Annotated in this window: 23 protein-coding genes; 19 read left to right on the top strand and 4 right to left on the bottom strand. The window is 61.3% G+C overall.

The annotated features are described in order from the left end of the window. Positions 1-11: 11 nt before the first annotated feature. The gene (locus tag ACP26L_RS13170) at positions 12-419 is read left to right on the top strand and encodes a carboxymuconolactone decarboxylase family protein (protein ID WP_426453074.1); all 408 of its coding nucleotides are present in this window, start codon (positions 12-14) and stop codon (positions 417-419) included. A 151-nt stretch (positions 420-570) separates the two neighbouring features. Here ACP26L_RS13170 and ACP26L_RS13175 read toward each other — a convergent pair whose 3' ends face one another. Genes ACP26L_RS13175 through ACP26L_RS13185 form a run of 3 tightly spaced genes read right to left on the bottom strand, consistent with a single transcriptional unit; the run spans position 571 to position 4277 of the window. Next, entirely contained in the window at positions 571-960 is a 390-nt protein-coding gene (locus ACP26L_RS13175) for a carboxymuconolactone decarboxylase family protein (protein WP_426453075.1), read from the bottom strand. Positions 961-971: 11 nt separating this feature from the next. Beyond that, positions 972-2651, bottom strand: coding sequence for a thiamine pyrophosphate-binding protein (locus ACP26L_RS13180; RefSeq protein ID WP_426453077.1), 1680 nt, complete (start codon positions 2649-2651; stop codon positions 972-974). Between the two features lie 36 nt (positions 2652-2687). Next, positions 2688-4277 carry an ATP-binding protein gene (locus ACP26L_RS13185; RefSeq protein ID WP_426453078.1) on the bottom strand — a complete coding sequence of 530 codons (1590 nt, stop codon included), beginning with the start codon at positions 4275-4277 and terminating at the stop codon, positions 2688-2690. A 454-nt stretch (positions 4278-4731) separates the two neighbouring features. Here ACP26L_RS13185 and ACP26L_RS13190 point away from each other — a divergent pair, with 454 nt between their 5' ends. From ACP26L_RS13190 to ACP26L_RS13240, 11 genes are all read left to right on the top strand, one after another. Beyond that, positions 4732-5532 carry an ABC transporter ATP-binding protein gene (locus tag ACP26L_RS13190; RefSeq protein ID WP_426453080.1) on the top strand — a complete coding sequence of 267 codons (801 nt, stop codon included), beginning with the start codon at positions 4732-4734 and terminating at the stop codon, positions 5530-5532. Further along, a complete protein-coding gene (locus ACP26L_RS13195; protein ID WP_426453081.1) occupies positions 5516-6328 on the top strand; it encodes an ABC transporter permease in 813 nt (270 codons plus the stop codon). Before ACP26L_RS13190 ends, ACP26L_RS13195 begins: the two co-directional genes overlap by 17 nt. After that, on the top strand, positions 6325-7218 hold the full coding sequence (locus ACP26L_RS13200; RefSeq protein ID WP_426453083.1) for an ABC transporter permease: 894 nt from the start codon (positions 6325-6327) through the stop codon (positions 7216-7218). Before ACP26L_RS13195 ends, ACP26L_RS13200 begins: the two co-directional genes overlap by 4 nt. Before the next feature lie 82 nt (positions 7219-7300). Beyond that, positions 7301-8374 carry an ABC transporter substrate-binding protein gene (locus ACP26L_RS13205; protein WP_426453084.1) on the top strand — a complete coding sequence of 358 codons (1074 nt, stop codon included), beginning with the start codon at positions 7301-7303 and terminating at the stop codon, positions 8372-8374. A gap of 183 nt (positions 8375-8557) precedes the next feature. After that, positions 8558-9916 carry an aspartate aminotransferase family protein gene (locus ACP26L_RS13210; RefSeq protein ID WP_426453085.1) on the top strand — a complete coding sequence of 453 codons (1359 nt, stop codon included), beginning with the start codon at positions 8558-8560 and terminating at the stop codon, positions 9914-9916. A gap of 73 nt (positions 9917-9989) precedes the next feature. Continuing rightward, positions 9990-11276, top strand: coding sequence for a M20 family metallo-hydrolase (locus ACP26L_RS13215; RefSeq protein ID WP_426453087.1), 1287 nt, complete (start codon positions 9990-9992; stop codon positions 11274-11276). Beyond that, complete coding sequence (locus tag ACP26L_RS13220; protein WP_426453089.1) at positions 11264-12145, top strand: nitrilase-related carbon-nitrogen hydrolase; 882 nt, start codon at positions 11264-11266, stop codon at positions 12143-12145. Before ACP26L_RS13215 ends, ACP26L_RS13220 begins: the two co-directional genes overlap by 13 nt. A 62-nt stretch (positions 12146-12207) precedes the next feature. Beyond that, positions 12208-13569 carry an NAD(P)-dependent oxidoreductase gene (locus ACP26L_RS13225; RefSeq protein WP_426453090.1) on the top strand — a complete coding sequence of 454 codons (1362 nt, stop codon included), beginning with the start codon at positions 12208-12210 and terminating at the stop codon, positions 13567-13569. A 36-nt stretch (positions 13570-13605) separates the two neighbouring features. After that, positions 13606-14910 (top strand): NAD-dependent dihydropyrimidine dehydrogenase subunit PreA, encoded by a 1305-nt coding sequence (preA, locus tag ACP26L_RS13230; RefSeq protein WP_426453092.1) that lies wholly within the window; start codon positions 13606-13608, stop codon positions 14908-14910. 2 nt (positions 14911-14912) lie between these two features. Next, a complete protein-coding gene (gene hydA, locus ACP26L_RS13235; protein WP_426453094.1) occupies positions 14913-16361 on the top strand; it encodes a dihydropyrimidinase in 1449 nt (482 codons plus the stop codon). A 12-nt stretch (positions 16362-16373) separates the two neighbouring features. Continuing rightward, entirely contained in the window at positions 16374-16592 is a 219-nt protein-coding gene (locus tag ACP26L_RS13240; RefSeq protein WP_426453096.1) for a hypothetical protein, read from the top strand. 140 nt (positions 16593-16732) lie between these two features. Here the strand turns inward: ACP26L_RS13240 and ACP26L_RS13245 are convergent, their stop codons facing one another. Further along, on the bottom strand, positions 16733-18346 hold the full coding sequence (locus ACP26L_RS13245) for a PucR family transcriptional regulator (RefSeq protein ID WP_426453098.1): 1614 nt from the start codon (positions 18344-18346) through the stop codon (positions 16733-16735). A gap of 224 nt (positions 18347-18570) precedes the next feature. On the opposite strand from ACP26L_RS13245, the gene ACP26L_RS13250 reads away from it, so the two are divergent. The 7 genes from ACP26L_RS13250 to ACP26L_RS13280 all read left to right on the top strand — a co-directional run bounded on the left by ACP26L_RS13250 (position 18571) and on the right by ACP26L_RS13280 (position 26722). Further along, positions 18571-20133, top strand: a complete 1563-nt coding sequence (locus ACP26L_RS13250; protein WP_426453099.1) for a CoA-acylating methylmalonate-semialdehyde dehydrogenase — start codon at positions 18571-18573, stop codon at positions 20131-20133. Between the two features lie 508 nt (positions 20134-20641). Beyond that, positions 20642-22630, top strand: coding sequence for a methyl-accepting chemotaxis protein (locus tag ACP26L_RS13255; protein WP_426453101.1), 1989 nt, complete (start codon positions 20642-20644; stop codon positions 22628-22630). A gap of 188 nt (positions 22631-22818) precedes the next feature. Continuing rightward, positions 22819-23181 (top strand): PadR family transcriptional regulator, encoded by a 363-nt coding sequence (locus ACP26L_RS13260; RefSeq protein WP_426453103.1) that lies wholly within the window; start codon positions 22819-22821, stop codon positions 23179-23181. Next, the gene (locus tag ACP26L_RS13265) at positions 23144-23971 is read left to right on the top strand and encodes a permease prefix domain 1-containing protein (RefSeq protein WP_426453105.1); all 828 of its coding nucleotides are present in this window, start codon (positions 23144-23146) and stop codon (positions 23969-23971) included. Before ACP26L_RS13260 ends, ACP26L_RS13265 begins: the two co-directional genes overlap by 38 nt. A 13-nt stretch (positions 23972-23984) precedes the next feature. Continuing rightward, positions 23985-25001 carry a hypothetical protein gene (locus ACP26L_RS13270; RefSeq protein ID WP_426453107.1) on the top strand — a complete coding sequence of 339 codons (1017 nt, stop codon included), beginning with the start codon at positions 23985-23987 and terminating at the stop codon, positions 24999-25001. Positions 25002-25028: 27 nt separating this feature from the next. After that, positions 25029-25526, top strand: a complete 498-nt coding sequence (locus ACP26L_RS13275; RefSeq protein WP_426453109.1) for a permease prefix domain 1-containing protein — start codon at positions 25029-25031, stop codon at positions 25524-25526. A gap of 341 nt (positions 25527-25867) precedes the next feature. After that, complete coding sequence (locus ACP26L_RS13280) at positions 25868-26722, top strand: hypothetical protein (RefSeq protein ID WP_426453111.1); 855 nt, start codon at positions 25868-25870, stop codon at positions 26720-26722. The last annotated feature ends 5 nt before the right edge of the window (positions 26723-26727 follow it).

Consider the following 26727-nt stretch of genomic DNA (forward strand, 5'->3'; position numbering starts at 1 on the left):
GAGGGAAGACCATGAGTGGTAAGGAACAAACGAACGAGGAACGCTACCGGCAGGGCCGGGATACGCTGGTGAAGATGGTAGGAGAAGAAGGCACGCGGACCATCGAAGGCATCCGCACGTTCTTCCCCGATTTTGGAGACATGCTGGTTTCTTTCGGTTTTGGGGATCTTTACTCGCGCAAGCGGCTGGATCTGAGACAGCGGGAGATCATCACGCTGACCTCTCTGATCACCCAGGGAGCCACCGATCAGCTGGGCTTCCATGTCCATGCAGCGCTGAACGTGGGACTGGAACCGGAGGATATTCTGGAGATTGTCATGCACTGCGCGGGCTATGCCGGCTTCCCTAAGGCCTGCGGCGCTCTGAATGTGGTCATGGGCGTATTCCAGGAGCGTAAGATCGAACTGAACTTGGACTGACAACCGGATAAGCCAATCGAATCGCACAAAAAAGAAGGTCCGTTCCCTTGGTGGCGGGCCTTCTTTTGTATGTCTAATGCTCTTGATGTGGATCAAGGGGACTGTCGGGAGGCAGCAGACCGGCGGCCGCTTTGCCTCCCAAGGCTTCTGCTTACTGGGATGCCATATTCCCGCGTTCCTCCAGGACGGCACCCAGGATGCGGAAGCCGTTCATCACTTTGGGGATGCCTACTAGAGGAATGCAGTGAAGCAGAATTTCGGTGAGCTCTTTGGGGGTCAAGCCCACATGCAGTGCCGCATGAAAGTGAAAGTGCAGCTGGTTGGCTGTGTCTCCCAGTGCGATCAGGGCGGAGATAGTCAGCATTTCCTTCTGCTGCAGGCTGAGCCCTGCCCTGGCGTAGATTTCACCGAATCCGAATCCGACGACATACTCCGCCAATTCGGGGAAATCCTGCTGCAATTGGCCCACAATCTGATTGCCGATGGATCCGGCCATCAAAGTAAGCTGTTCTTTGCCTTTATCCATTTGTTCGCTGTTCATAGCTGTCTCCCCTATCCTCGGGCTAAAGTAGGAGGAATCTCCTCCGGATCGACCAGAACTTCAATGACGGCGGTTCTCCCCGCCTGCAGAGCCTTCTCCAGTGCCTCCTCGAGCTCGGGAGGGGTGGAAGCGGTGAAGGCCAAGGCCCCCAGGGCCTCGGCGAGCAGAGCGGCCTGCAGCGGCGTCTCGTACACCGTCCCGTCACTTCGTCCCGTCGCATGCCGCATGCCTTTATTGACCATATCCAGGCGGCCGTTGTTCAGAACGACGAAGATCACGTCCGCCCCATTGTTCACGGCCGTCGAGATCTCGGTCCCGTGCATGAACATGCAGCCGTCACCGGTCAGGCAGATCACCGTCCGCTCGGGCGAGGCGATCTTGGCTCCGATGGAGAAGCCGATCGCATGGCCCATCGCCGCGAAGACATCATCGAAGCGGAAGGAGCCGGGGGTATGAATGTCGAGACTTCGGATCGCATGATAGCTGTGGCTCCCGTCATCTCCGAACACAATGACATCCGGAGGGAGGCTGCGGCCCAGGACCTCCATCACTTGTACGGCGGTGATGAGCGCCCCGGTTTCGTCCGGAATTACCAATGATTTCGCTTTCATAACCTCATTCTCCGAAAGGACAGGCGTCTGCAGCGCGGCAGCGACCTCGGTATAACTTTCGCCGGCCTGTGGTGCTCGGTCAGCGGCAAGCTCCAGCAGCGCTTCCAGGTTCGCCTTGGCATCTCCTTGAATGAACAGGGTGGGGGCAGGGAAGCTCTTGCCGACGAAGGTTCCGTCGATGTCAAAATGAAGCACAGCCTGCGGAACCATGTCTTCCGTGATGGCAGGCAGGGACATGTCACTGAGCTTCGTGCCGATGGCGACGAACAGGTCGATGCCGCTCTTGAGGTACATGGAAGCCTCAGGGCAGCCGCCTAGGCCGTATGGACCGATATGCAGGGGGTGCCGTGAACGAAAGGCGCCCTTGCCGCCGGGTGTGGTCATAACGGGGATCTGCCACCGTTCGGCGAAGGCTTCCGCCGCCTCGTAAGCCCCGGAGATATGTACGCCCTTGCCCAGCAGAAGAGCGGGCCTGCGGGCCTGCTCCAGCATCTCTACGGCTTCCTTCAGACGCGGAGAACGCAGGGGAGGGTGGGCAGCGGGCAGCTCGAGCTCGAATGGGAGAACCGGCTCGGTCAGCACATCCTGCGGGATGGAAAGATGGACGGGGCCGCGCACGCCGGTAAGCGCACGCTCTAGGGCATGCTGCAGGTACACGGGGAACTGCTCGCTCCGCTCGACTCTGGCGCTGAACAGCGTCACAGACTCGAACATGCGGGCCAGATCGGCCGCGAAGAAGGTGGAGTCCTGCCCGAGCGGCCGGCCGCTGTCCTTGCTTGACGCATGCCCGGTGATGAAGAGGACGGGCAGGTGGTACGCTTTGGCCTGTCCGGCCGCGGTCAGCATATTGGTGCCTCCAGGTCCGGAGGTGCCGATGGCCACGCCAAGGCTGCCGTTCATGAGGGCATACCCTGCGGCTGAGAACCCGGCGCCGCCTTCGTGGCGGCTGAGCACGAACTCCACGTTCTGGTTGCCAAGTTCAAGGATGAGCGGAACGATCGCTTTGCCGGGCACGCCGAAGGTGTGCCGAATTCCCCAGCGGTGAAGATGGCGAACGAGCGATGATGCAACAGTTTCCATAGAAAACCTCCTCTGTGGGATGAATTTCCTGATCTTCTATCTTGGAAGATCGATGGTAAATTTCGTGCCTCTCCCTTTTTGGGACGTGAACGACAGCTTGCCTTTATGATTCTCGATAATCCGGTAACAGGTAGATAACCCCAGGCCCAGCCCCGCTTCTTTCGTCGTGAAGAAGGGGTTCATCACCTCTCTCATTTCGTCATCGGTCATCCCCATTCCTTCATCCGAAATGGTAATATGGTAACTATTTGGTTTGGCCAAGCGTGATTCGATCTTGACCTCCCCTCCCTCGGGCATCGCCTCGAGCGCATTCTGAATCAGGTTAATGAGCACCTGCTTGATCTGGATAGGGTCAATGCGCATCAGGGTTTCTTCCGTCAGGATGTAGTCGGTGATGGTCGATGAGCTGAGCTTGGCCTGACTTTCCATAAAACGAACGGTGTCCCTGAGCAGATCTTCGATTACGATGTCCTTGCGGTCCGGCGTGCCGGGCTTGGCCATCATGACGAAGTCCGAGACGAGCTGCTTCATCGTTTCAAGCTCGGAGTAGATCAGATCGAGATACCCGCTCTCCGATTCCGTCTTGGCCCGCTCGCGCAGCAGGTAGATGAAGCCCATGACGGAGGTCAGCGGATTGCGGATCTCGTGGGCGAGGCCTGCAGCGAGCTTGCCGATCGCTGAGAACTTCTCGGAGGTGATGATCTGCTTCTCGAGCTCATACCGCTCGGTGATGTCGCGGAACTGGGCGTATGAGCCGATGAGGTTGCCGCGGTCGCCGAAGATCGGCATGGCATCGAACAGACAGATCGTCCGGTGGTCGAGCGAGTTCGTGAAGGTCAGCTCGATGTCCTGGAAGCGCTGCTTGTTTTTCAGCACGTTATAGATATAGTTGCCGAACTGCTCGAAGGAGAAGATTGGATTACCGATGACGCTCTCACGGTCCCGGTTCGTAATCTTCTCGGCAAACGAGTTGAACTCCTGGATGTTGCCCTTGTCATCGGTGATAATGACCCCGTTATTCATGGTATGGATCATCAGGTCGTTGATGATGGTCTGATCCCGGCTGGCCTGCCGCAGCAGCAGCTCCCGTTCCATGGAATCGACCATGCTGGTGAGCAGAGGCAGAATGAAGGGGCTGTGATACTGCGTTGCCGTCATGATAGCGATCGTGCCGGACAGGTTGTTGATTTTTTTGAAATGAAAAGGAACGCAGTAGCACGCGGTCTGCCACAGCACCTCATGGAAATGCTGGGGACCGACGAGCTGGATGCTCTTATTGTGCAGCATAGCCATATGAACTACGTTCGTGCCCATTTCCTTCTCGCTGAACTGTATGCCTTCAACGATGCCAAGCTTGTTCATCATCTGGCGGATGTTCTCGTCTCCGAAGAGGGAGAGGACGAAGCCTTCGTGGTTGGCGATCAGAAGCATGATCGGCGTGCCGTCGAGCATCTTGATCAGTTTCTGTACGAAATAATCGACCACCGAAATGATCGCATGGTATTTATCCTGGCTTCGTTTAAGCTCCAAGGGGGAGAGGGTGGAGACTGGCACGGGAATTTGATTCGGCTTCATCCCCCATTCGATGCAGCGTTGTTTGGATTCGGAAATGATATCTATACTCATGAGAAAACTCCCTTGTTATGAACGATTCAAATAGTTCTTACTATATACATCGGCGCCTGGACCGGGTTTGATGAAGACCGGCCGCGTCCGCTTTCGGAGTAGGGACTCCGTAGGGACTGTCCCTATTATTTTACATTGTTTTGCGAAGATTGACACATAGAATGTTCACAGGGGGACAGAATGCTTGGGAAAATATTTGGTAAATGGGACGTAAGGTGCATGATGAAGGCGATAACGGGGAGGGAGACAGCTGTACCGGTGAGATATTTACGATATCTTTGGACAGTATGTCAAAGCGTTAAGCCCAGATTCCCCACAGTCTGTATAGTGATAAAGGCAGAAAGAGGTTATATAATATGACATACAAAGGACATAAAAGTAACTTGCCCGTTCACATACCCCGATTTGTATCCACCGCTCTTCAGTTCGCAACCACTGCGTAAGGAGGGGTCGCATGGACCGACCGCCGAACCAGGAAACCCCGTGTATCTCTGTCCGTGAAGTGTTTCACCGTTTTCAAGATATGCCGGCCCTAAGCGGAATAAGCTTCGACATTTATCCCGGTGAACTGATATCCCTGCTCGGCCCTTCCGGCTGCGGCAAATCCACCCTGCTCCGGCTGATGGCCGACCTGCTCCAGCCCACAGCGGGAGAGATCCGTGTCAGCGGCGGAGATCCCCGCACCGCCCGCCTGCGCCGCGAATTCGGCATCGTGTTCCAGCACCCCACTTTGTTCGATTGGCGCACGGTGCGCAGGAATATCGAGCTCCCGCTCGAGCTGCTGGGCGCCAGCCGGGCCGAACGCGACGACACCTGTGACGCTCTTCTCGATCTGGTCGGCCTCCATAGCTTCGCGGGCCATTACCCCTGGCAGCTCAGCGGCGGGATGCAGCAGCGGGTGGCCATCGCCAGAGCCCTCTCGCTGGATCCCCCGATCCTGTTCATGGATGAACCCTTCTCCGCCCTCGACGAATTCACCAAGGAAAAGCTGCACATCGAACTCCTCTCCATCAAACAAGCCACAGGCAAGACCATTGTCTTCGTGACCCATTCGATTCCCGAAGCCGTGTTTCTCTCCGACCGCATTATGGTCCTGTCCGCCCATCCGGGCCGGATGCATTCCATCTTCGACGTAGGCCTCGGCCCCCGGCGCGTGCCGGGACAGCGGGATGAGCCGCCATTCCATGAGCTCGTCAGCCGGGTCCGGGCCTGTTTCCGGGAGGAAGGTGAGCCCCGTCATGAACGAGCGGTCTAACCGGCGGGACACCCGCTGGATTCTCTGCTGGGCCGGCGGCCTCCTGCTCCTGTGGGAGGCGTGCGCCTGGCTGCTGCACCAGTCCTCCGGGCCGGCCGGAACGTCCGCCGCCTCGAAGCTGCCGTACCCGCATCTCGTGCTGGCTGCGATAGCTGCGGGCGGTTCGGAGCTAGCCGGGCAGGGCGCCGTGACCTTCGGCAATGCGGCGCTCGGCTTTGCCGCCGGAGCCCTGATCGGGTACCTGCTCGCCATAGGGATGAGCTTGTCCCGGACGGCCGAGCGCATCTTCGCCCCCTACGCCGTCGCCTCACAGATGGTTCCGATCATCGGGCTGGCGCCCATCGTCTACGGCATTCTGCACCAGGCAGAAACGGCACGGGTGCTGATGGCCGCTTATGTGACGTTTTTTCCCGTGACGGTTCATGCGCTCCGGGGGCTCAAAAGCGTGCAGCCGGGACAGCTCGAGCTGATGCGGTCCCTGGCGGCCGGCCGGCGGGTGACCTACCGCAAGCTGATCCTCCCTGCGGCGCTGCCCGGCCTTTTCACGGGGCTGAAGATCGCCGCTCCGCTGGCGATTACGGCCTCGGTCGTGGTGGAGCTGATGGGAGCGCCGGACGGGATCGGCGTCCTTATGGTGTCGTCTCTCTACTACGGCAGCGCCCAGGTCTATACGTTCTGGTCGACGGTGATCGTGTCGATGGGCATCGGGCTCGGGGCGTACGGGATCGTCTCCTGGATCGAGCGGCGGGTGGCGCCCTGGCAGCCGGAATTTCGGGCAAGGAGGGGAGGCTCGTGAAAGAAGCCGCATTCACAGCGGAAAAAGAGCTGCTGGCCCAAGCGGTCCGGGAGCCGGGAGACCGCGGAGAGCCTCCGGCGGAGTTCACACGAACGGAGAGAGGGCGCAGAGCCAGGAGCGCCGCCTCCTGGCAGAGCCGGCTGTATCCCGCTGCCGCCGGCCTCCTGTTCCTGCTCCTGTGGCAGCTCGGTGGGCTGCACCGGCTGTTTGGCCTCGAGCCGTACCAGCTGCCGATGCCGTCCGACATCGGCGCTTCGATCCGCGATAACGCCGACGTGCTCTGGCTCTACTCCCTGTACACCGGAGCCGAGATCGCAGGCGGCTGCCTGCTCGGCTCGGCGCTCGGGCTCGCCGCCGCGGTCGGCGCCTCGTTTCTGCCCCGGGCCGGGCAGGCGGGCATCTCGGTGCTGGCGGCCGTCAGCGCCGTGCCGATCGTGGCGCTGTCGCCGATCGCCAGCTCCTGGTTCGGCGACGGCATCCTCTCGCGGATCGCAGTGGTGGCGGTACTCACAACGGCGACGATGGCCGTGAGCGCGTACAAGGGGCTGACGGCCATCGAACCCAGCTGCCTGGAGCTGATGGCCTCGGCGGCGGCGGACCGCTGGCAGACGCTGCGCAAGCTCCGGCTTCCCCATGCGCTGCCCGACATATTCTCGGCTCTCAAGATCGGCATGTCGACGGGCATTATCGGGGCGATCGTCGGCGAATTTTTCGTAGCTTCCCGGGGGCTCGGGTACCTGCTCTCCGACCAGATCCGGCTTGGCAGCATGCCGCTGGCCTGGGCCTGCATCACCATCGCCGCCGTGCTCGGCATCGTGCTCTACGCTCTGATCGAAGGAGCGGAACGGCTCGCGATCCCGTGGCACGTATCGCAGAGGCGGAAATCCTGACCGAGCAGCTTTACCACCATCGGGAGTCCATCAGAAGCAAGAACGAGAGAGAGCAATGATTTCGGAAGGGGACACGATCCAGATGAGCAGCCGCAAAGGGATGAGGTTTTGTTCCATCGTATTGGCCGCCGTCATGCTGCTTCTTAGCGCCTGTGGAGGAGGCGCTACGGCTCCGGCGGATGTCTCGAGCAGCGACCAACCGGTTGCCGGAGGGAGCGGAACCAAATCGCTGCAGAAGGTCAAAATCCAGCTGAAGTGGGTGCCTCAAGCCCAGTTCGGGGGAATTTATGCGGCGAAGGAAAAGGGATATTTTGCAGAGGAAGGCATTGATGCGGAGATTGTGCCCGGCGGGCCGGACGTGATCATCGAGCAGCAGGTGGTGAACGGGGCGGCGCACATCGGCGTCACTTCACTTGACTCCCTCTTCGTCAACCGGGACAACGGCCTGCCGCTCGTCTCACTGGCCCAGGTGTCGCAGAAGAGCTCCTACCGGCTCATCGCCAAGAAGGAGAAGGGTATCGATACGCCTGAGAAGATGAAAGGGAAGAAGGTCGGCACATGGATGGGGAGCCAGCAGTTCCAGGTCCTCGCGTTCATGGAGAAATACGGACTCGATCCGAAGAAGGATATCTCGCTCGTGAAGCAGGGCTTCACCATGGACCAGTTCTTCAGCGACCAGCTTGATGTGGCTACGGCGACGATCTATAACGAGTACTATGTCGTGCTCGAGAGCGGGGTGAAGGAGGCGGATCTGAACGTCTTCTCCCTCGAAGAAGCCGGAGTAGCGATGCTGGAGGATACGCTGATTGCCAAAAAAGACTGGCTGGAGGCGAACCGGGACCTCACGGTGAAAACGGTGCGTGCGATCCTGAAGGGCTGGAACTATGCGATTGACCACCAGGAGGAGACGGTGGATACGGTCATGAAGAGCGTGTCGGCCGGCAGCACGACGAAGGGGCACCAGACGACGATGCTCATGGAGATGGCGAAGCTGGTGCGCCCCGAAGGCTTCAAACCCGAGGACGTCGGCAGGTTCGACGACGCCTCGGTGAAGCGCACGGCGGACATCGCGCTGAAGTACGGGCTGATCAAGAAGCCCGCGGAGCTCGATCAGGCGATCGACAAGAAGGTATTTGAAGCGGCGGTTTCCAAGTAACCGGGGAGTCGAACGGCAAACCGCAGGATGTTAGCGGGCAGCTTGATGTTAACATGACCAAGTCAGCTTTCAGAAAAGAACGGGAGCTGCCGCCCCCATAATGGCGGTACCCCTAGGAAGCAGCGGGAGAGCAGCCGTCCGTCCGCGGACCGGCGCTCTACTCCATGAGGAAGGGGCGGGGCTATGAGCACGATGGAAGAGCAGTCGCTGAAGGAAGAGCTGCTGGCCAAGGACCGGCGCCACCTGTGGCACCATATGAGCCCGCACAATGACCATCCGGTGATCTTCGCCGAAGGCCAGGGAAGCTGGGTGACGGATGTCGACGGGAACCGGTACCTCGACGGCATGTCCGGTCTGTGGTGTGTGAACGTGGGGCACGGCCGGGAAGAAATCGCGCTGCGGGCCTTCGAGCAGATGAAGACGATCGCCTACACGCCGCTGATGCAGTCCCATCTGCCCGCGATCCGGCTGGCGGAGAAGCTCAGCGAATGGATCGGCGGGCCGGAGTACCGGATTTTTTACTCGAACTCGGGTTCGGAGGCCAATGAAGTCGCCTTCAAAATCGCCAGGCAGTATCACCACCAGAACGGCGAGCCGGCACGGCACAAATTCATCTCGAGGCACCGGGCCTACCACGGGAATTCCATGGGAGCCCTGGCGGCGACGGGGCAGGCCCAGCGCAAGCGCAAATACGAACCGCTCGGCATGGGCTTCCAGCACGTGCCTCCGCCGTACTGCTACCGCTGTCCGTTCGGCCAGTCCCCGGAGAGCTGCCGGCTCGAGTGCGCGAGAGCCATCGAGGACGCGATCGTCTGGGAAGGGGCGGAGACGGTGGCCGGCGTCATCATGGAGCCCGCCATCACCGGGGGCGGGGTGATCGTCCCCCCGCCCGGATACCTGCCGGCGGTGCGTGAGATCTGCGACAAATACGGCGTGCTGCTCATCATCGACGAGGTGATCACGGGCTTCGGCCGGTCCGGCGAGCGGCTCGGCCATCACAACTACGGGATCACGGCCGACATCGTCACGATGGCCAAGGGCCTGACGAGCGCCTACGCCCCCCTGTCCGCAACAGCGGTGAGGGCGGAGCTCTACGAAGCGTTCCGCGGGGCCGGGGACGACACGCACTTCCGCCATGTCAACACCTTCGGCGGCAATCCGGTCTCCTGTGCCGTGGCGCTGCAGAACCTCGAGATCCTCGAGAGGGAGGGGCTCGTGGAGCGGGCGGCGGAGCTCGGCGAAGGGCTCCGGCTCCGGCTGGCGGGGCTTGCGGAGCATCCGCATGTCGGGGACCTGCGGTTCTTCGGATTCATCGCCGGCATCGAACTGGTGGAGGACCGGGAGAGTAAGGAACCGGCATCTGCGGACAAGGTGATGAAGGTGCTCTCCTTCTGCCGGAGCCGGGGCGTGATTCTCGGCAAGAACGGCGATACTGTGCCGGGCTATGCAAATATCGTGACGGTGGCGCCGCCTTTTGTAACGACGGAAGCGGAGCTGGATCTCATCGCCGTGACGCTCAGGGAAGCGCTGGAGACGCTGTGAAGGAGGTTCGGCAGACAATACACCTTACCCCGATGAAGAATCAACCCATCACATAGGAAAGGCGGGAGGCTGCATGGCCCAAACGGCACCGCGTACGATCAGCAGCGAACGGCTGCACGGACGGCTGGAAGCATTGTCGCAGATCGGCATGCTGGGGGAGACCGGTGTGCGCCGGCTGGCGCTCACAAAAGAAGACAAGGAAGGCGTGCTGCTCGTGAAGTCCTGGATGGAGGAAGCCGGGCTGCAGACTCGGATCGACGCATTCGGCAATCTCATCGGCCGCCTTGAGGGGACGGACCCGGCCGCCCCCGTGCTCATGCTCGGCTCGCACATCGACTCGCAGCCCTACGGCGGGCGGTTCGACGGGGCGATCGGCGTGCTGGGCGCGCTGGAGGCGGTGCAGACGCTGATCGAAGACGGCGTCGTGCCGGGGATGGCGGTCGAGGTGGCGGCCTTCTGCGATGAGGAAGGCTGCCGGTTCAACAAAGGGCTGTTCGGCGTGCGGGGGCTGACCGGCCGGCTGGAGGAAGGCGAGCTGGACCGGGCGGACGCGGACGGTATTACGCGCAGGCAGGCGCTCGAGGCATTCGGCTGCACGCCGGATCCGGAAGCCTTCGCAGCTTCGCAGTACCCGGCTGCAAGCGTGGCCGCCTACCTCGAGCTGCATATCGAGCAGGGGCCGGTGCTCGAAGCGCTGGAGCAGCCCGTCGGCATTGTGACGGGTATCGCCGGCCCGCTGTGGCTGACTGTGGAGCTGACGGGCTTCGCGGGGCATGCCGGCTCCGTACCGATGCTGCTGCGGCAGGATGCGCTGGTTGGCGCCGCCAAGATCATCGCGGGGCTGAACGCCCTCGCCGGCGAGGAGCCGGGAGCGCCGACCGTCGGCACGGTCGGTTCGCTGAACGTGTTCCCGAACTCGCGCAACATCATCCCGGAGCGGGTCAGCTTCACCCTGGACCTGCGGGACATCGATCTTGAGCGTCGCGAAAGCCTGGAGCTTCGGCTGCGGAGGCTCATCGACGATACGGCGGAAGCGCACGGGCTCACCGTGACCATCCGCGAGGATACGAACAGCGAGCCCCGCTACTGCGCCCCCTGGATCAAGGCGCTGCTGAGGGAGCAGGGACGGGCGATGGGGCTGGAGCCGCCGGAGCTGATGAGCGGGCCCTTTCACGACGCGCTGGCGATGTCGCACTTCTGTGACTACGGCATGATCTTCGTCCGCAGCCGCAAGGGCATATCCCACAATCCCGAGGAGTATTCGTCACCGGAGGACATTGCCCTCGGCGCGCAGCTGCTGTACAGGGCGGCCAGACGCATCATCGAATCCCGGAAGGAGGAGCGCTTATGCGCTACGTAACGATAGGTTTGATCCAGGCCTCCCACGACGTGCATGGGGATGAGCCGGTGGGCGTGCATAAGGAGGCCGCGGTGCTCAAGCACGTGGAGCTGGTAAGGGAGGCGGCGGCCAGAGGAGCGCAGATCGTGTGCCTGCAGGAGATTTTCTACGGCCCGTATTTCTGCTCCGAACAAAAAACGAAATGGTACGATGCGGCCGAACCGGTGCCGGAGGGGCCGACGACGCGGCGGTTCCGGGAGCTCGCGAAGGAGCTTGGCATCGTGATCGTGCTCCCGGTGTATGAGCGCGAAGGCATCGCATCGTATTACAATACCGCGGCCGTGATCGATGCGGACGGCTCTTACCTCGGCAAGTACCGCAAGCATCATATTCCCCATGTGGCGGCGGGCGGCGGGAGCTCCGGCTTCTGGGAGAAGTTCTACTTCAAGCCGGGGAACACGGGCTATCCGGTCTTCGATACGGCCTATGCGAAGATCGGCGTGTACATCTGCTATGACCGGCACTTCCCTGAGGGCGCCCGCCTGCTCGGCCTGAACGGGGCGGAGATTGTGTTCAACCCGTCGGCGACGGTGGCGGGAACGTCGGAGTACCTGTGGAAGCTGGAGCAGCCGGCGCACGCGGTGGCCAACGGCTACTATGTCGGGGCGGTGAACCGGGTCGGGGTCGAGGCGCCGTGGAACATGGGCGAATTCTACGGCCAGTCGTACCTGGTGGACCCGAGAGGCACCATCCTATCGATCGGCAGCCGGGACAGCGATGAAGTGGTAATCGGCGTGATGGACCGCGAGCTGATCCGCGAGGTGCGGGACATCTGGCAATTCTACCGGGACCGGCGGCCGGAGACGTATGAGGCGATTATGAATCTGTAGGGGAAAAAGGAAGGGCTGCCTGCCGGCGATCAAACAGAGACCGTAATAAGGAGGACCTGCCTATGAACCATCTGCCATGCTCGGCCTCGAAGGCCAAAGGACCGTTCGACGAAATCGACCCCGGGATGCGGCCGGGCGAAGCGCTCGAGGAAGCGAACCGCTGCCTGTACTGTTATGACGCGCCCTGTGTCCAGGCCTGTCCGACCGCGATTCCCGTGCCCACGTTCATCAAACAGATCGCCACGGGCCACCTCAAGGGAGCGGGGCGGACGATCATGCTGGCGAACCCGGCGGGGGCGAGCTGCTCCCGGGTCTGCCCGACCGAAGAGCTCTGCGAGGGCGCCTGTGTGCTGAACGGCGCCTCGAAGCCGATTCTCATCGGCAGGCTTCAGCGCTATGCCACGGACTGGGCGATGAAGAGCGGCCAGGCGCTGCTGCAGGCGGGCGCACCGAACGGCCGGAAGACGGCGGTGATCGGAGCCGGGCCCGCGGGCCTGTCCGCCGCCAGGGAGCTGGCCCGCTTCGGCTTCGCGGTGACGGTGTATGAAGCGAAGGAGCTCGGAGGCGGCCTGAACACCTATGGCATCGTATCGTTCCGGCTGCCGCAGGAGGTGCCGCTCTGGGAGGTGGAGCAGGTGCGGTCGCTCGGCGTGGAACTCCGTACCGGAGTGCGGGTCGGCCGGGACATCTCCGTGGAGGAGCTTCTGGCCTCGTACGATGAGATCGTGCTCGCGGCCGGCATGTCGACGGTGCCCATGCTCGGCATTGAAGGAGAAGGGCTTGCCGGCGTCTACGATGCGATCGAGCTTATCGAAGGGACGAAGACCGGGATGCCCGAGGATCTTGCCGGAGCCCGGGTGATCGTGATCGGCGCAGGCAATACCGCCGTGGATGCCGCGGTGACCTCGCAGCGCCTGGGAGCCTCGCAGGTACGGATGGTGTACCGCCGCACCCGGCAGGAGATGACGGCCTACGCATTCGAGTACGAATTCGCGAAGGCGGAGGGGGTCGAGTTCCGCTGGCTCACCGCGCCCAAGCGGATTGTCGGCGATGCCTCCGGCCGGGTCACCGGCCTCGAATGCGTGCGCATGGAGCTGCGTCCGGCGGAAGATGGCGGGCGGCCCGTGCCAGTGGAGATCCCCGGCTCTTCCTTCGTCATGGAGGCGGATGCAGTAGTGAAGGCCATCGGCCAGACGCGGCATGTGCCGCTAATCGAGGCCCTTGGGCTGGAGCATGACCGCGGCGTCGTGCGGGTCGATCCCGAGACCCTTCGTACCTCGAATCCCCGGATCTATGCGGCCGGCGATGTGATTTTCGGCCAGGGACAGGGAGAGGCGATGGTGGTCTCCGCCGCACAGCAGGGCAAGCTGGCCGCCGAAGCGATCCGCCGGATGTCCGAAGGCTATGGCGTAGAAACCGCGTAACCAGCGTATGCAGAACAATGTCGAGGAGGGAACGGCATGGCCGATTTACGTATCAATCTCGCAGGAATTCAGTCGCCGAATCCGTTCTGGCTGGCCTCCGCGCCGCCGACCAATACGGGCTACCAGGTGCAGCGTGCTTTCGAAGCGGGCTGGGGCGGCGCCGTGTGGAAGACGCTGGGGGATCCCATCATCAATACGTCGGCCCGGTTCGCCGCCGTTCACTTCGGCGGCCGGCGCGTGGCCGGCTTCAACAATATCGAGCTGATCACCGACCGTCCGCTGGAAGTGAATCTCAGGGAGATCGCCGAGACCAAGAAACGGTTTCCCGGGCACGCCATCATCGCCTCGCTGATGGTGGAACCGAAGCGGGAAAAGTGGCATGAGATCGTAAAGCGGGTGGAGGAGGTCGGCGTCGACGGGCTTGAGCTCAACTTCGGCTGTCCGCACGGCATGGCCGAGCGCGGCATGGGGGCGGCGTCCGGGCAGCAGCCGGACCTCGTGGAAGCGCAGACGATGTGGGTCAAGGAGGCGGCCCGCACGCCGGTCATCGTGAAGCTGACGCCGAACATCACGGACATCACCGCAACGGCCGCGGCCGCGGTACGGGGAGGAGCGGACGCCGTGTCGCTCATCAATACGATCAACTCGCTCGCCGGCGTCGATCTCGACACGTGGAACACGGTTCCCCATGTCGGCGGCAAGGGGACGCACGGCGGCTACTGCGGACCTGCGGTGAAGCCGATCGCGCTGAACATGGTGGCGGAATGTGCGCGGCATCCGCAGGTGGGCGTGCCGATCTCGGGGATCGGCGGCATCTCGGACTGGCGGGACGCGGTGGAGTTCATGCTCATGGGCGCGACGGGCGTACAGTTGTGCACGGCCGTCATGCACCACGGCTTCCGGATCATTCATGAGCTGGTCGAGGGGCTGAACGATTATTTGGATGACAAAGGCATCTCCAGCGTGTCCGAGCTTGTGGGCCGTTCGGTCGAGAGGTACTCGGATTGGGGTGCGCTGGATCTCAACTATAAGGTTGTCGCACGAATTGATACGCAGACCTGTATTTCGTGCAACAAATGCCATATCGCCTGCGAAGACACATCCCACCAGTGCATCGAGAGGCACACGGCGGCGGACGGCTCCTCCTACCTGAAGGTGAGGGAGGAAGACTGTGTCGGCTGCAACCTCTGCTCGATCGTATGCCCGGTCGACGGGGCGATCGAGATGGTGGAGCTGCCGGCTCTGGCAGCCCCGATGTCCTGGAACCAACGGCAGCAAGCCTTGGCGGAGCTTGGAAGCGGGGCACAGACGGGAAGCAGCGATACGAAGGAGGCGGTGTAACCATGACGGCGAAGCTGATACGGGGCGGCACGATTGTCACGGCAAGCGATACGTACCGGGCGGATCTTCTGCTGTGCGACGGACGGATCGCATCGATCGGGGAAGGGCTCTCGGCGGAGGGGGCTGAGGTGGTGGATGCGGCGGGGCTGTACGTCATGCCCGGCGGCATCGACCCGCATACACATCTCGACATGCCGTTCGGCGGAACGGTGACGGCGGACGACTTCGAGACCGGTACAAGAGCCGCCGCCTTCGGCGGGACAACGACGGTGATCGACTTCTGCCTGACGAACAAAGGAAAGCCGCTCTCCGAGGCCGTGGCTCAGTGGCATGCGAAGTCGGAGGAGAAGGCGGTGATCGACTACGGCTTCCACCTCATGATCTCGGAGATGACCGATGAGGTTCTGGAGGAGCTGCCGCGGATCATCAAGGAGGAGGGCATCACTTCACTGAAGGTGTTCATGGCGTACAAGAACGTTTTCCAGGCGGATGACGGCACCCTGTACCGCACCCTGCTCTCGGCCAAAGAGCATGGCGCGCTGGTGATGGTGCATGCGGAGAACGGGGACGTTATCGACTACCTGATCCGCGAGGCGCTGGAGGCGGGGAACACCGATCCGATCTACCATGCCAAGACGAGACCCTCCGTGATCGAGGGCGAGGCGACGGGCCGCGCCGTGAAGCTGACAGCTCTGGCGGGCTCCCAGCTCTACGTCGTTCATGTCACCTGCGAGGAAGCGGTCCGGCAGATCGCGGAAGGGCGCAGCCGGGGTCTCGATATCTGGGGCGAGACGTGCCCGCAGTACCTCGTACTCGACGAGACGGACCTGGAGCGGCCGGACTTCCAAGGGGCGAAGTATGTCTGGTCTCCGCCGCTGCGGGAGAAGTCCCATCAGAGCGCACTCTGGAACGCGCTGAAGAGCGGGGAGCTGCAAACGCTGGGATCGGACCACTGCTCCTTCAACTTCAAGGGGCAGAAGGAGCTCGGCCGCGGCGACTTCAGCCGTATTCCGAACGGGGGGCCGACGATCGAGGACCGCTTCAGCATTCTCTATTCCGAAGGAGTGGCCAAGGGGAGGCTGACGCTGAACCAGTTCGTCGATATCGTCTCCACCCGGAGCGCCAAGCTGTTCGGTCTCTTCCCCTGCAAGGGGACCGTGGCTGTAGGCAGCGACGCGGACCTCGTGCTCTTCGATCCGGCGGCGCGCCGCGTCGTCTCGGCGGCGTCCCATCACATGAACGTCGATTACAACCCGTTCGAAGGCATGGAGCTGACCGGCCTGCCGGTGTCGGTGCTCTCCCGCGGCGAGTTCGTCGTCCGCGACCGCGTCTTCACGGGCGTTCCCGGCCGCGGGCAGTATCTGAAGCGGGCAAAATACGGAGCGGGGCTGACGGATGGGAACGCCGGCAGTCCGGGGGCGGGCACCACCCAGCCGCTGCTGCAGGGTTAGGAGGGGATGCCCATGTCCGAACATAGACAGGTGGTCGAGGAGCAGTACCGGATGAACGCCTATCTGATCCAGGGCTATATCATCGGAGAAGTGTCCGAAGGGCTGAGCGGCACGAGGATCGTGCTGCACCATCCGCAGCGGCCGGAGGAGCGGCGGGTGATGCACCTGCTCACTGCGGAAGCGAGGAGAACGCTGGGCTGCGCTTTGATGAAACAGCTCGGCCGGGCATGACTCCGGCCTGCCGGCAGCGGAATCGGGATGTGCTCGTGACGTATGTGGCAGGCTGAGCGGGCTCAGGGCCATGCGATTAAAACGGATTGGCCGTGCCGGAATTCGCCCGTGTAAGCTAAGCCGGCTTCAGGAGAAACGGCTCAGCTCATCGGGCCGTTCCCGTATTCGTAGGCGTATAGAGCCAGCTCCAGGGCCAGCCGCTTGCGCGGCTGGTCGAAGTCGCTGCCGATCAGGGAAGCGATCTTCTCGAGACGGTGATAGAGGGTCTGCCGGACAATGAACAGGGCGGCGGCGGTCTCCTGCTTGGAACCGCTGGCGGCGAGATACACCTTCAGCGTCTTGAGCAGTTGGGCGCTGCGCTCGGCGTCATAGCGGATCAGCGGCCCGATGTAATCTTCGATCAAGGCGGGCAGCTGCCCCGTGCCTTTGAGCAGGGCCAGGATGCGCTCCACGTGGAGTTCGCTGTACATCGGCCGGGGGAGAGGGCCCGTATCCTTCTGGATTACGGCCGTCTCCCTCGCGGTATCATAGCTTTCCCGCAGCCGGGTGAGGTCGGTGACCTCCCGGCCGATGCCGGCCCGGCTGTGGAAGAGGCCGGTGCCCGGCTCGGTCTTCCGCAGAAGGTGGAGGCAGCGGAGAATGCGCTCGGCGGCCGGCGTACGCCCCGGAGGCATCCCGTCCGCGAGTACATACACGGCCTGCCGGTCCACCCAGCCGGGCAGGACCGTGAAGCCTTCGCCGCCGAAGATGGAACGGGCGACGATATGCTTTTGGATGAGTACGGATTCGAAGTCCCTGGCGGCGGCCAGCGCAGGTTCGGGATCGAACAGGCAGACGGTGGCCGACCGGATGCGGCCCGTTGCACACAGCGTACTGAGGCCGGTGAGCACTTCCTTCTCCGTATGCTTCCCGTCCAGCCAGTCCGCGAGCCAGCGGTCCTCCTGGTGCCGGCGCTTCTCCTCCATGTAACGGGTGCGCATCATCTCCTGGGCCACCGCAGTGGCGGTGCGGTCGAGCGCCAGCAGCGCATAGTCGCTGAGCTCTTCGGGGGAGGAGAGAATGAGGTCGCCAAAATGCTGATCGAGCGCGAGGATCGGCCGGTGGGTCCGGTACGGCGGCGCTTGCGGCGGCCGGCTGCGAGCGCCCTGGGACCATTCGGCGGTGAAGCGGGCTTCCTCCGTACGCCCGAGCGGAGGCACGAAGGAAGCTTCCGCCCCGATCGGCAGGAAAGCGATGGAAGCGCCGGTAGTGCTCTGGAGCAGCTGCAGCAGCGGAAGGATACCCCGTCCGGCGAGCAGGGACTGGTTCAGGCGGGCGGATAAGGCCTCCAGCTCGGAGACCATGCGGTGATGGCGGTTGATGAAAAACGAATGCAGATCCTGGGTGATGTCAATATAGCGGACTTCCTCATGGAAGAAGATCAGAGGGAAGTGGGCCTGAAGCGCGAGCTCTTTCATGCCCTGGAGAGGGTGCTTCGTGTAGCGGCCGAGCTCGATGCAGAGGCCCGAGGCCCCGCTGTCGATCAGCCCTTTCAGGAAGAGCTGGCTCGTCTCTTCGCTCTCCTGCCAGCCGACGCCGGTAGAGAGAACCAGCTCTCCGCCGTTAAGCAGCTGGCCCACTTCGCTGACCTCCAAGATGTGGGCCCACCGGACGACCCGATCGAGCGCCTGGTCGCTGGCCAGCGCTTCCGCCTTGCGGAACAGGGGGCGGCGGAGAATCTCGCGGATCGTGAGCTGCAGCAGCGTGCTTGCCAAGAACATCGCCTCCTACTTAGGTAGATGTGTTGTGAGCGCCGTGGTAACGAGCGAGTGCAGCAGGCAGGCCGGCGCAGCGAGACGGGATGGAACGAGGAAGGGAGCGAAGGGACGGAACGGCGTGTTTGCCTTTTATTTCGATAGACATGGGAGAATTCCTGCCATGAGGGATCGATTTGTTCAAAGATAAGAATTTATATCTCACCCGAAACGGAGGAGATTCTATGAACGCTGGAAGTGCGGCTATACGAATGGAGCAGAGCGGGGTGCCGCTGTTGCCGAATCGGATCGGCGGACGGGAGGTGTTTCCCGCAGACGGAGCCTGCGAAGAGGTGGTCAACCCGGCGACCGGCGGGCTCCTGGCGCGGGTGCCTCTCTCGGGAGCTGCGGAAGTCAGTCTGGCGGTGGAAGCGGCGGTAGAAGCATTCGGTTCCTGGAGCCGGATGCCGGTGCCAAAGCGGGCGCGCGTGCTTTTCCGCTATTGGCAGCTGCTGCAGGATCATGCGGAGGAGCTGGCCGCGCTGATCACCGCCGAGAACGGCAAGAGCCTGAAGGAAGCTGCCGTGGAAGTGCAGCGGGGCATCGAATGCGTCGAATTTGCCGCAGGCGCCCCGTCCCTGATGATGGGAACGGGACTCGCGAACATCGCGCCGGATCTCGACTCGTCGATGCTGCGCGTGCCTCTGGGCGTCGTGGCGGGGATCACGCCGTTCAACTTCCCGATGATGGTGCCCTGCTGGATGTTCCCGCTGGCCGTGGCCTGCGGCAATACGTTCGTGCTGAAGCCCAGCGAACGCACGCCGCTGACCGCCATGAAGCTGTCAGCCCTGCTCGAGGAAGCCGGCCTGCCGCCCGGTGTGCTGAACGTGGTGCATGGCGGCTATGACGCCGTGAATGCGCTGACCGAACATGACAAGGTCAAAGCCCTTTCGTTCGTCGGCTCCCAGCCGGCGGCCTTGAGCGTATACCGTAAAGGTACGGCCGCCGGCAAGCGGGTGCAGGCGCTCTCGGGCGCGAAGAACTACCATATTGTCATGCCGGACGCCCACCCGGAGAAGACGGTGGAGAACATCATCGCCTCGGCCTTCGGCAGCGCCGGCGAGCGGTGTATGGCCTGCAGCGCCGTAGTCGTCGTAGGCGACGGCGATGCCTTCGTCGGGCGGCTGGCGGCCGCGGCAGCCGCCCTGACCGTCGGCCCCGGCGCAGATCCGGACTCGGGGCTCACGCCCGTCATCCGCGAGGAGCACCGGGAACGGATCCGGCGCATGATCGAGCGCGGCGTGGCGGAGGGCGCCCGGATCGTGCTCGACGGCCGGAGCGGGGGACTCCGCCATGCCGCCGATCCGCCGCCGCCGGCCGAGGGGGCTCCGGCTTCCCGAGCCGCAGAAGCGGGGACAGCCTCGCTCTCTCCGTCTGCCGGCTATTTCCTCGGGCCTACGCTCTTCGACGGCGTCCGTCCGGAGATGTCCCTCGCGCAGGAGGAGATCTTTGGTCCGGTGCTCGCGGTACTCCGCGCTGCGGACCTGGATGAAGCGCTCGCCATCGCGAACGAATCCCGCTTCGGCAATTCGGCCGTGCTCTATACGGACAGCGCCCGCGCGATCCGGCAGTTCCGCGAAGAAGCGGAAGCGGGCATGCTGGGCGTGAACGTGGGCGTCCCTGCGCCGATGGCGTTCTTCCCGTTCTCGGGCTGGAAGGACTCGTTCTACGGCGATCTGCATGCGAACGGCCGGGACGGCGTCGAGTTCTACACGAAGAAGAAGATGATCACTTCCCGCTGCTTCTGAACGGATGCCCCAGCGGTGCCCGGGTAAGCCTGTCTCAAGTCACCGCCGCTTTTAGGCTGATGTTTTGTTTCGTCCGATGAGAGCATATCTGCCTTCTGACGCAGAATGCTTCTCTTCGGGCTTCTTTCGTTTTACCAAAAAGTAAAAGGAGTCATGGGTAGAGGAGAGCGTTGAGCTTGTCCGCCAACGATACTGCGGCAGAAGGGTGCCCGCGATGCCAAAATCCCGAACTTTTTCGGGACAGCCTCTAAACAATGCTCGTCTTACAGCCGATACTCCCTTATGTTAAGGTTGTTGACATGTAGTGTGCCTGCGCGTATCATAATCAGCAATACAAATGTTCTTGATAAAGAACATTACGCAGATTGCATCCCACACTGCGATCACTTCCCTGCGATGTCAGGCCCTGTCCGTGTCTATCCGCATACGGGGTATTTTTTTATGATAAACATGTCGAATTGTGTAAAACCTTGGCGGTACATAACTATCTAAAGCGAGGGTAAAAGCGATGAAACCGAAAAAACCCGGGAAAGCCGGAACCGCGTGGAATCTCCGAACGAAATTTGTGACCGTATTTGCCGCCATTCTGCTCCTGCCGAGCCTGACGATCGGCATTCTGGCCTACATGAGCGCAAAGAATGAGATCAGCTCCAAGATTCATTCGAGTGCTATGGACAACTTGCAGATGCTGAACTCTACCATTAACGATAAAATGGCCTCCAAGGTTCATGACATGAGTTATTTCTCCAAGGTGTTCAACGCATCCAACTACAGACCGGAGCAGATCCCGCTGCTGATCACCAAGCTGGAACAGTACGTGGGTTTGCATCCGGACGTTATGGTCGCTTACGTAGGAACGGCAGATGGGCGGATGTTCCTCTCCCCGCTGCAGGAACTGCCCGCCGGCTTCGATCCCCGGAATAGGCCGTGGTACGAGGAGGCTATGAAGCAGCCGGGCAAGGCGGTCGTTACGGATCCGTATGTGACCGCATCCACAGGTGAGGTGGTCGTCAGTGTCGTGCAGATGCTGGAGGACCGTTCGGGCGTCTTCGGGATCGACATCAACCTGAAGCACATTCTGGAGTTCACGAAGCTGGCGAAGATCGGCACGGAAGGATATACGTTTATTTTGGACAAAAATCGGAAGGTCGTCGTTCACCCGCAGATCGCCAGCGGCACCGAATCCGCGGCATCACACTTTGATCCTATGTATGCGAATGCCCAAGGCGAATTTTCGTACACGGATGAAGGTGCGGACAAACACATGGTGTTCTACACGAACGAGGCGACCGGCTGGAAGCTGGCCGGTTCAATGTTCGACTCGGAGGTGGAGAAAGCGGCCCGGGGGATCTTTAACACGACCGTGCTGGTGGTAGCCGCTGCGCTGCTCCTGGGCGCACTGACCGCGTATCTGTTCATGCGCTCCATCCTCAGACCGCTCCGCGAGATGCGCTCGGCCGCCCAGAAGATCAGCGAGGGTGATCTGACTGAGACCATTGCGATCCGCAGCCGGGATGAGCTCGGAGAACTGGCGGGCGCCTTCAACCGGATGTCCGCGAACCTGCGGGAGGTGATCTCCCGGGTCAGCGGGAACATGGAACAGCTCGCTTCTTCGGCGGAGCAGCTCACCGTAGGCGCGAAAGAGACGGGCTTCGCAACCGAGCAGATTGTGAACATCATCCAGGAGGTCGCCTCCGGCTCCGACCGGCAGGTGCAGTCCGTCGGTTCGAGTGCCCAGGCGATGAAAGAGATGACGACCTCGGTACAGCATGTGGCTGCCAATACGTCGGATGCGGCTGCATCGGCCGTGCAGACGCTCGAGAAATCCCGCGAAGGCAACCAAGCGGCGGGCACGGCGGTGGAACAGATGAAATCCATCCAGGCTGCGGTAAGCGGCTTGGCCGGAGTGGTCCAGGGCCTCGGTGCCCGCTCCGATGAGATCGGCAAGATCAGCGGCATGATCTCGGCGATTGCGAACCAGACGAACCTGCTGGCACTGAACGCGGCCATCGAAGCGGCGCGCGTGGGCGAGCAGGGCAAAGGCTTCGCGGTCGTCGCCGCCGAGGTGAGGAAGCTCGCCGAGCAGTCGGCGGCTTCGAGCAAGGGGATCGAGGAGCTCGTCTCGCATATTCAGTCGGAGACGAGACAGGCGATCGGCACCATGGAGGTGGCCGTACAGGAAGTCTCGGGCGGCATCGTGGCGGTGCAGACCGCAGGGGACAAGTTCGGGGACATCAACCGGTCCGTGAACGACGTAGCGGGGCAGATCGAGCAGGTTTCGGCTGCCGTACAGCAGATTGCCGCAAGTGTGGAGCAGGTCTCGTACTCGATCGACCAGGTGGCGGGAATTGCAGACGCCACAGCGGCCGGTACCGAGACGGTCTCGGCAGCGACAGAGCAGCAGCTGGCCTCGATGCAGGAGATTTCCCACTCGGCGGCTTCCCTGAACGAGATGGCGCAGGAGCTCAAGGCCATTACGGCGAAGTTTCAGGTGTAACAGAGAAGGGCGGGTGCTCTCCTGGAAGGGAGAGGCCCGTTTTTTCGTGCCCCCCATTCTTGAATTGGGGACATATTTACGTTTTTGTATCTTTTTACCTTGTATAAAAATGGATATTTAGCCTCATGCTGTGCAATCCCTGCCAAGCTATTCTGAATACATAGAATGACATAGTAAGGAGGCCCGTCATGCGCAATGAGATGATCAAAGGCTATATCGATGCCATCATCCTGTCGATCCTTCAGAACGGGGATGCGTACGGGTACGAAATCACCAAGATTGTGAATGCCTCGACCGAGGGAGCCTTCGAGCTCAAGGAAGGCACAATGTACCCTGCGCTCAAGCGGCTGGAGGCGAACGGGTTCATCGAGGGCTACTGGGACAAGCGGGATGCAGGGCCGCGCCGCAGGTATTACCGGATCACGGAGGAAGGGCAGGGCAAGCTGGCCCGGAATAAAGAATCCTGGGTAAGGAACACGCAGATCATCAACCAATTTCTTGGAGGGCTCGGGCATGGACAAGGCGGACCGCTATCTGAACCGAATACTTAGAGGCACCTTTCTGACCGGGAAAGAGAAGGCGGAGTGGAAGGCCGAGATGCAGACGCATATCGATTGCGCCGTGGAGGAGCTGGAGGCGGAAGGCCACGGAAGGGAAGAAGCGCTAGAGCGCACCCTCCGGCAGTTCGGCGATCCGGGCATGCTTCGCCGGGATTTAACCCGGCAGACGTACGGAGTCAGCATGGATGTGGTCCTGCATGTATCTGCGCTGCTCTGGGCGACGTTCCTCTTCTTGTATCTGCAGAACCAGTTTCGTCTGTACGACGGCCGCTTGGTGCTTCCGCTGATTCCGCTCACCCTGCTGGCTGCGGTCTTGTTTATGCTCACGACCCGCAATCGAGCAGACCGCTTCGGTTTGCTGGGTGCGGTGCTGCCTTATGCCTTCCTGCATGTGTGCCTTGCCATCGGGATTCCGGAGGCTGTCAGGTGGTATGGTGCGGTCATGAACAACTACACATCGGATTGGAGAAGCTATCAGCTCTTCCTGGCGATGATGTTCCTGTGGGGGCTGGTGCTTCTGAACGTAACGAAGAACACCGGCGTTTCCGCTCTTCCTTTGGTTCTTGCCTTCCTCTACAAGGCATTTGATCTGTGCAGGAGCTTGAACCTGCATCTGTTCTCGGCCTTGGATCGAGGAATGAATCCTGTATCCCGCCACGAAGTATTGTCCCACTTGGAAGGGGTCTCGATCCGACTCTTCGTGTTGGCGGTCTTTCTGGCAGTCGCTCATGGTTTTCTTCAACAGCAGAAGAGCAAGCCTGCCGGAGCCAGCAGGGCATAGGGGGAAAGGAGGAATGACCGTGTCCCGTTTCCAAATTTTCATTAGTACTGGATTTCGTCTTATCGGATTCTTCCTGGTGCTTCTAGGCATCCGGATACTCCTTCGTGAGGCCGGGGGGGATGACACCGGCTATGCGCAGCTCGGCTTGTTCACGCCGGGTTCGGAGGAGGGGATGCTGGCCTATGCCGGCCTGCTGCTTGCAGCAGGGATCGGTGTCTCGGCGGTCCTGCCTTTCATTCTGAGAAGGCAATCCTTGGGGATGAGCTTGCTAACCGGAGCAGTATTCTCGCTCGGACTCGGGGTGTTGTGCGCCAGGGCGGCATCGGATATCCTCCATCTGGAGGAGGTTGGAGTATCCCTATTTGGCATGTTTGAACTCCATCATCCGAGGGAGCAGGTCCTGTACGGGTGGATCATGGGGGGACTGGCAGCAGTACTGCTCCTTCTAGTACCGGGTGGGCTGCTGATCCGCTGGCACGCCATGTCCCCGACTGCCATTCGTAAGACGTCATGCGTTCTGCTATTTTGTCTTGCGGGAACGGGCTGGGCGGCGACAGCGGGGAGCAGCGGTGCAGATGCGGAAAGCCAAGTGAAGGCCACGGCTGGGAAGTACGCTGCAGCTCTGCTGAGCGGAAAGCCGGAAGAGGCCGCAACATATGCAGAGAACCGGCATTTCGCTAATCGTCAGTCCCAGATTGAAGATGACAAGCGTATAGCGAAGACGTACTCCGAAGTCTCGGTCGTATCGGTTGCACCTCTTGGCCGGCATGTGATGGAAGTGATGCTCCATACGGTTTCGGAAGGAAGAACGCATGAATACACGTATCCGGCCGTTCGCCGAGGAGGGCGGTGGGTTCTTGTGGTGGGAACCCTGATCTCGCACGAGGACTACATGCGGATGAATCAGATCCTGAAGGATGTGAAGGCAGGCAAGCTGCCGGCGGAAGCCTTAAAAGACGCTCAGCCTTTGCTGGACCGAATGCCTTATGCGGAGCGTGCCGGGTACTCGGGAGGACAGCTCCGTTCATAAATAATCAAGCACTTGGAGGACACAGAAATGGATAAGATAGACCGCTACCTGTTGAGCATCCTCAGAGGGACGTTCCTTCGGCGTGAAGAAAAGGCGGAGTGGCGGGAGGAGATGCGGACCCACATCGCCTGCTCCGTGGAGGAGCTGGAGGCGGAAGGTCTAGGCAGGGAAGACGCGTTAGAGCGGACGCTGCGGCAGTTCGGTGATCCACGCATGCTTCGCCGGGAGCTGACCCGGCAGACGTACGGAGCAAGCCTTGATGTCCTGCTGCCTGTGTCCGTGCTGTTTCTGGGCTGGTATGCTTATGCCGTGGTGGAGGAGCTTCAGGTGCATTATCTCGGTCGAGGGATCGGGGTTGTCTCTCTGACCCTGCTGGCAGGAATGCTGTCTCTGCTGCTGACCCGAAAAACAGCTGACCGGTGGGCCGTCATGCTGACGCTGCTACCCTTTGGGCTGGTCTTCGGGCTTCAAAAGCTGCAGGTTCCCGGGGCCTTTGCCTTGGTATTACGGCGTTCTGCTGGGTGACCGCTGGGGATCTTACTCCGGCTATGCGGGGATAATGATCCTTCTGGGACTGCTTATTTTCCTAAGGACGCAGAGTGAGAGGATCGCTTCTCTACCTTTGCTATTGCCTATCCTGTACTCTGCACACCAGCTGCCGGGACGGATCTGGAATTACATGTATCACCTCAAATACAGCAGTCCGAATGAGCATGAGATGTACTATATGGACATGACGTATCAACTGGACTCTCTTCTGATTCGGACTTTTGTATGGGTTGCTTTTCTTCTGGTACTTCGTTACTTCACACAAATTGTGCATTACCGGCGCATCAACAAGGCCGGATCTTAAGGGGAGAGGGAGCATGAGCGCTTTACAACTTGGTGCGTCATTTGTATCGAGATTAGCCGGACTGTACATGGTTATGGTAGGGATTCGTATCCTGCTTGCCGGCGGGAGGTCCGCTGACACGGGGGCTGTACCCTTAGGTCTGATCATCCCCGTAACAGAGACGGAGATTTACATATACAGCATCGGCATGATATCGGCGGGCGCGTTGCTGGCCTTCCTTCTGCCGAAGTGGATCGGCCGGTTTTCCCGGTTCACCGTTCTCTTCGGTCTGGCCGCAGGCTCTGTAGCTGTGGGCACGGTATTCGGCTATATGGGCATCGAGCTGCCGAAGGCAGGGCTCGGCATCATCCAGATGTTTGATTGGGTGAGATTGACCGAGCCCGGACAGCAGCGCATCGGTGCCTGGGTACTTCAGAGCCTGGCCTTTGTCTTCCTCCTGATCGTGCCGGTCCTTCTGTTCAGACACAGGTGGAAGGCGGCGGTCAGTGTGATCGGGTTGTTCACTGTGGTCCTGGCCGGACTGACTCAAGACGCAACGGCCGCGAAGGCGCCGATTCCTGCGGAGTACGAAGCCCGGATCGTGGTGGAACGTTACCTGGAATCGCTGCTCAGACACGATATCGAGAGCATGGTGCAGTATGCGGATGACCTGAGATTCCCGGCCAAGAGGGAGCAGATCCGCCAGTACCGCACGATCTCAGATGAAATTAGCGAAGCCCGCGTTCTCTCCGTAACCAAGAAGGGCGAGAGGATCATGGAAGCAAGAATCCACGCGGTTGTGGGCGGGGAACCAGGCGAATTCACCTTTCCCGTGATCAGGAAAGGCTCCCACTGGCGCGTCATCGTCGGCCAAGATCGCCAAGCATAGTGATG

It is taken from the genome of Paenibacillus sp. S-38, from assembly GCF_049942825.1.
Lineage (GTDB): Bacteria > Bacillota > Bacilli > Paenibacillales > NBRC-103111 > Paenibacillus_G.

What these genes read in the sequence shown, in the direction of transcription:
- ACP26L_RS13170 (WP_426453074.1), top strand. Translation starts at nt 12, where the DNA reads ATGAGTGGTAAGGAACAAACGAACGAGGAACGCTACCGGCAGGGCCGG.
- ACP26L_RS13240 (WP_426453096.1), top strand. Translation starts at nt 16,374, where the DNA reads ATGTCCGAACATAGACAGGTGGTCGAGGAGCAGTACCGGATGAACGCC.
- ACP26L_RS13175 (WP_426453075.1), bottom strand. Translation starts at nt 960, where the DNA reads ATGAACAGCGAACAAATGGATAAAGGCAAAGAACAGCTTACTTTGATG.
- ACP26L_RS13280 (WP_426453111.1), top strand. Translation starts at nt 25,868, where the DNA reads ATGAGCGCTTTACAACTTGGTGCGTCATTTGTATCGAGATTAGCCGGA.
- ACP26L_RS13260 (WP_426453103.1), top strand. Translation starts at nt 22,819, where the DNA reads ATGCGCAATGAGATGATCAAAGGCTATATCGATGCCATCATCCTGTCG.
- hydA (WP_426453094.1), top strand. Translation starts at nt 14,913, where the DNA reads ATGACGGCGAAGCTGATACGGGGCGGCACGATTGTCACGGCAAGCGAT.
- ACP26L_RS13205 (WP_426453084.1), top strand. Translation starts at nt 7,301, where the DNA reads ATGAGCAGCCGCAAAGGGATGAGGTTTTGTTCCATCGTATTGGCCGCC.
- ACP26L_RS13250 (WP_426453099.1), top strand. Translation starts at nt 18,571, where the DNA reads ATGAACGCTGGAAGTGCGGCTATACGAATGGAGCAGAGCGGGGTGCCG.
- ACP26L_RS13210 (WP_426453085.1), top strand. Translation starts at nt 8,558, where the DNA reads ATGAGCACGATGGAAGAGCAGTCGCTGAAGGAAGAGCTGCTGGCCAAG.
- ACP26L_RS13275 (WP_426453109.1), top strand. Translation starts at nt 25,029, where the DNA reads ATGGATAAGATAGACCGCTACCTGTTGAGCATCCTCAGAGGGACGTTC.
- ACP26L_RS13265 (WP_426453105.1), top strand. Translation starts at nt 23,144, where the DNA reads ATGGACAAGGCGGACCGCTATCTGAACCGAATACTTAGAGGCACCTTT.
- ACP26L_RS13215 (WP_426453087.1), top strand. Translation starts at nt 9,990, where the DNA reads ATGGCCCAAACGGCACCGCGTACGATCAGCAGCGAACGGCTGCACGGA.
- ACP26L_RS13180 (WP_426453077.1), bottom strand. Translation starts at nt 2,651, where the DNA reads ATGGAAACTGTTGCATCATCGCTCGTTCGCCATCTTCACCGCTGGGGA.
- preA (WP_426453092.1), top strand. Translation starts at nt 13,606, where the DNA reads ATGGCCGATTTACGTATCAATCTCGCAGGAATTCAGTCGCCGAATCCG.
- ACP26L_RS13220 (WP_426453089.1), top strand. Translation starts at nt 11,264, where the DNA reads ATGCGCTACGTAACGATAGGTTTGATCCAGGCCTCCCACGACGTGCAT.
- ACP26L_RS13195 (WP_426453081.1), top strand. Translation starts at nt 5,516, where the DNA reads ATGAACGAGCGGTCTAACCGGCGGGACACCCGCTGGATTCTCTGCTGG.
- ACP26L_RS13225 (WP_426453090.1), top strand. Translation starts at nt 12,208, where the DNA reads ATGAACCATCTGCCATGCTCGGCCTCGAAGGCCAAAGGACCGTTCGAC.
- ACP26L_RS13190 (WP_426453080.1), top strand. Translation starts at nt 4,732, where the DNA reads ATGGACCGACCGCCGAACCAGGAAACCCCGTGTATCTCTGTCCGTGAA.
- ACP26L_RS13270 (WP_426453107.1), top strand. Translation starts at nt 23,985, where the DNA reads ATGACCGTGTCCCGTTTCCAAATTTTCATTAGTACTGGATTTCGTCTT.
- ACP26L_RS13255 (WP_426453101.1), top strand. Translation starts at nt 20,642, where the DNA reads ATGAAACCGAAAAAACCCGGGAAAGCCGGAACCGCGTGGAATCTCCGA.
- ACP26L_RS13185 (WP_426453078.1), bottom strand. Translation starts at nt 4,277, where the DNA reads ATGAGTATAGATATCATTTCCGAATCCAAACAACGCTGCATCGAATGG.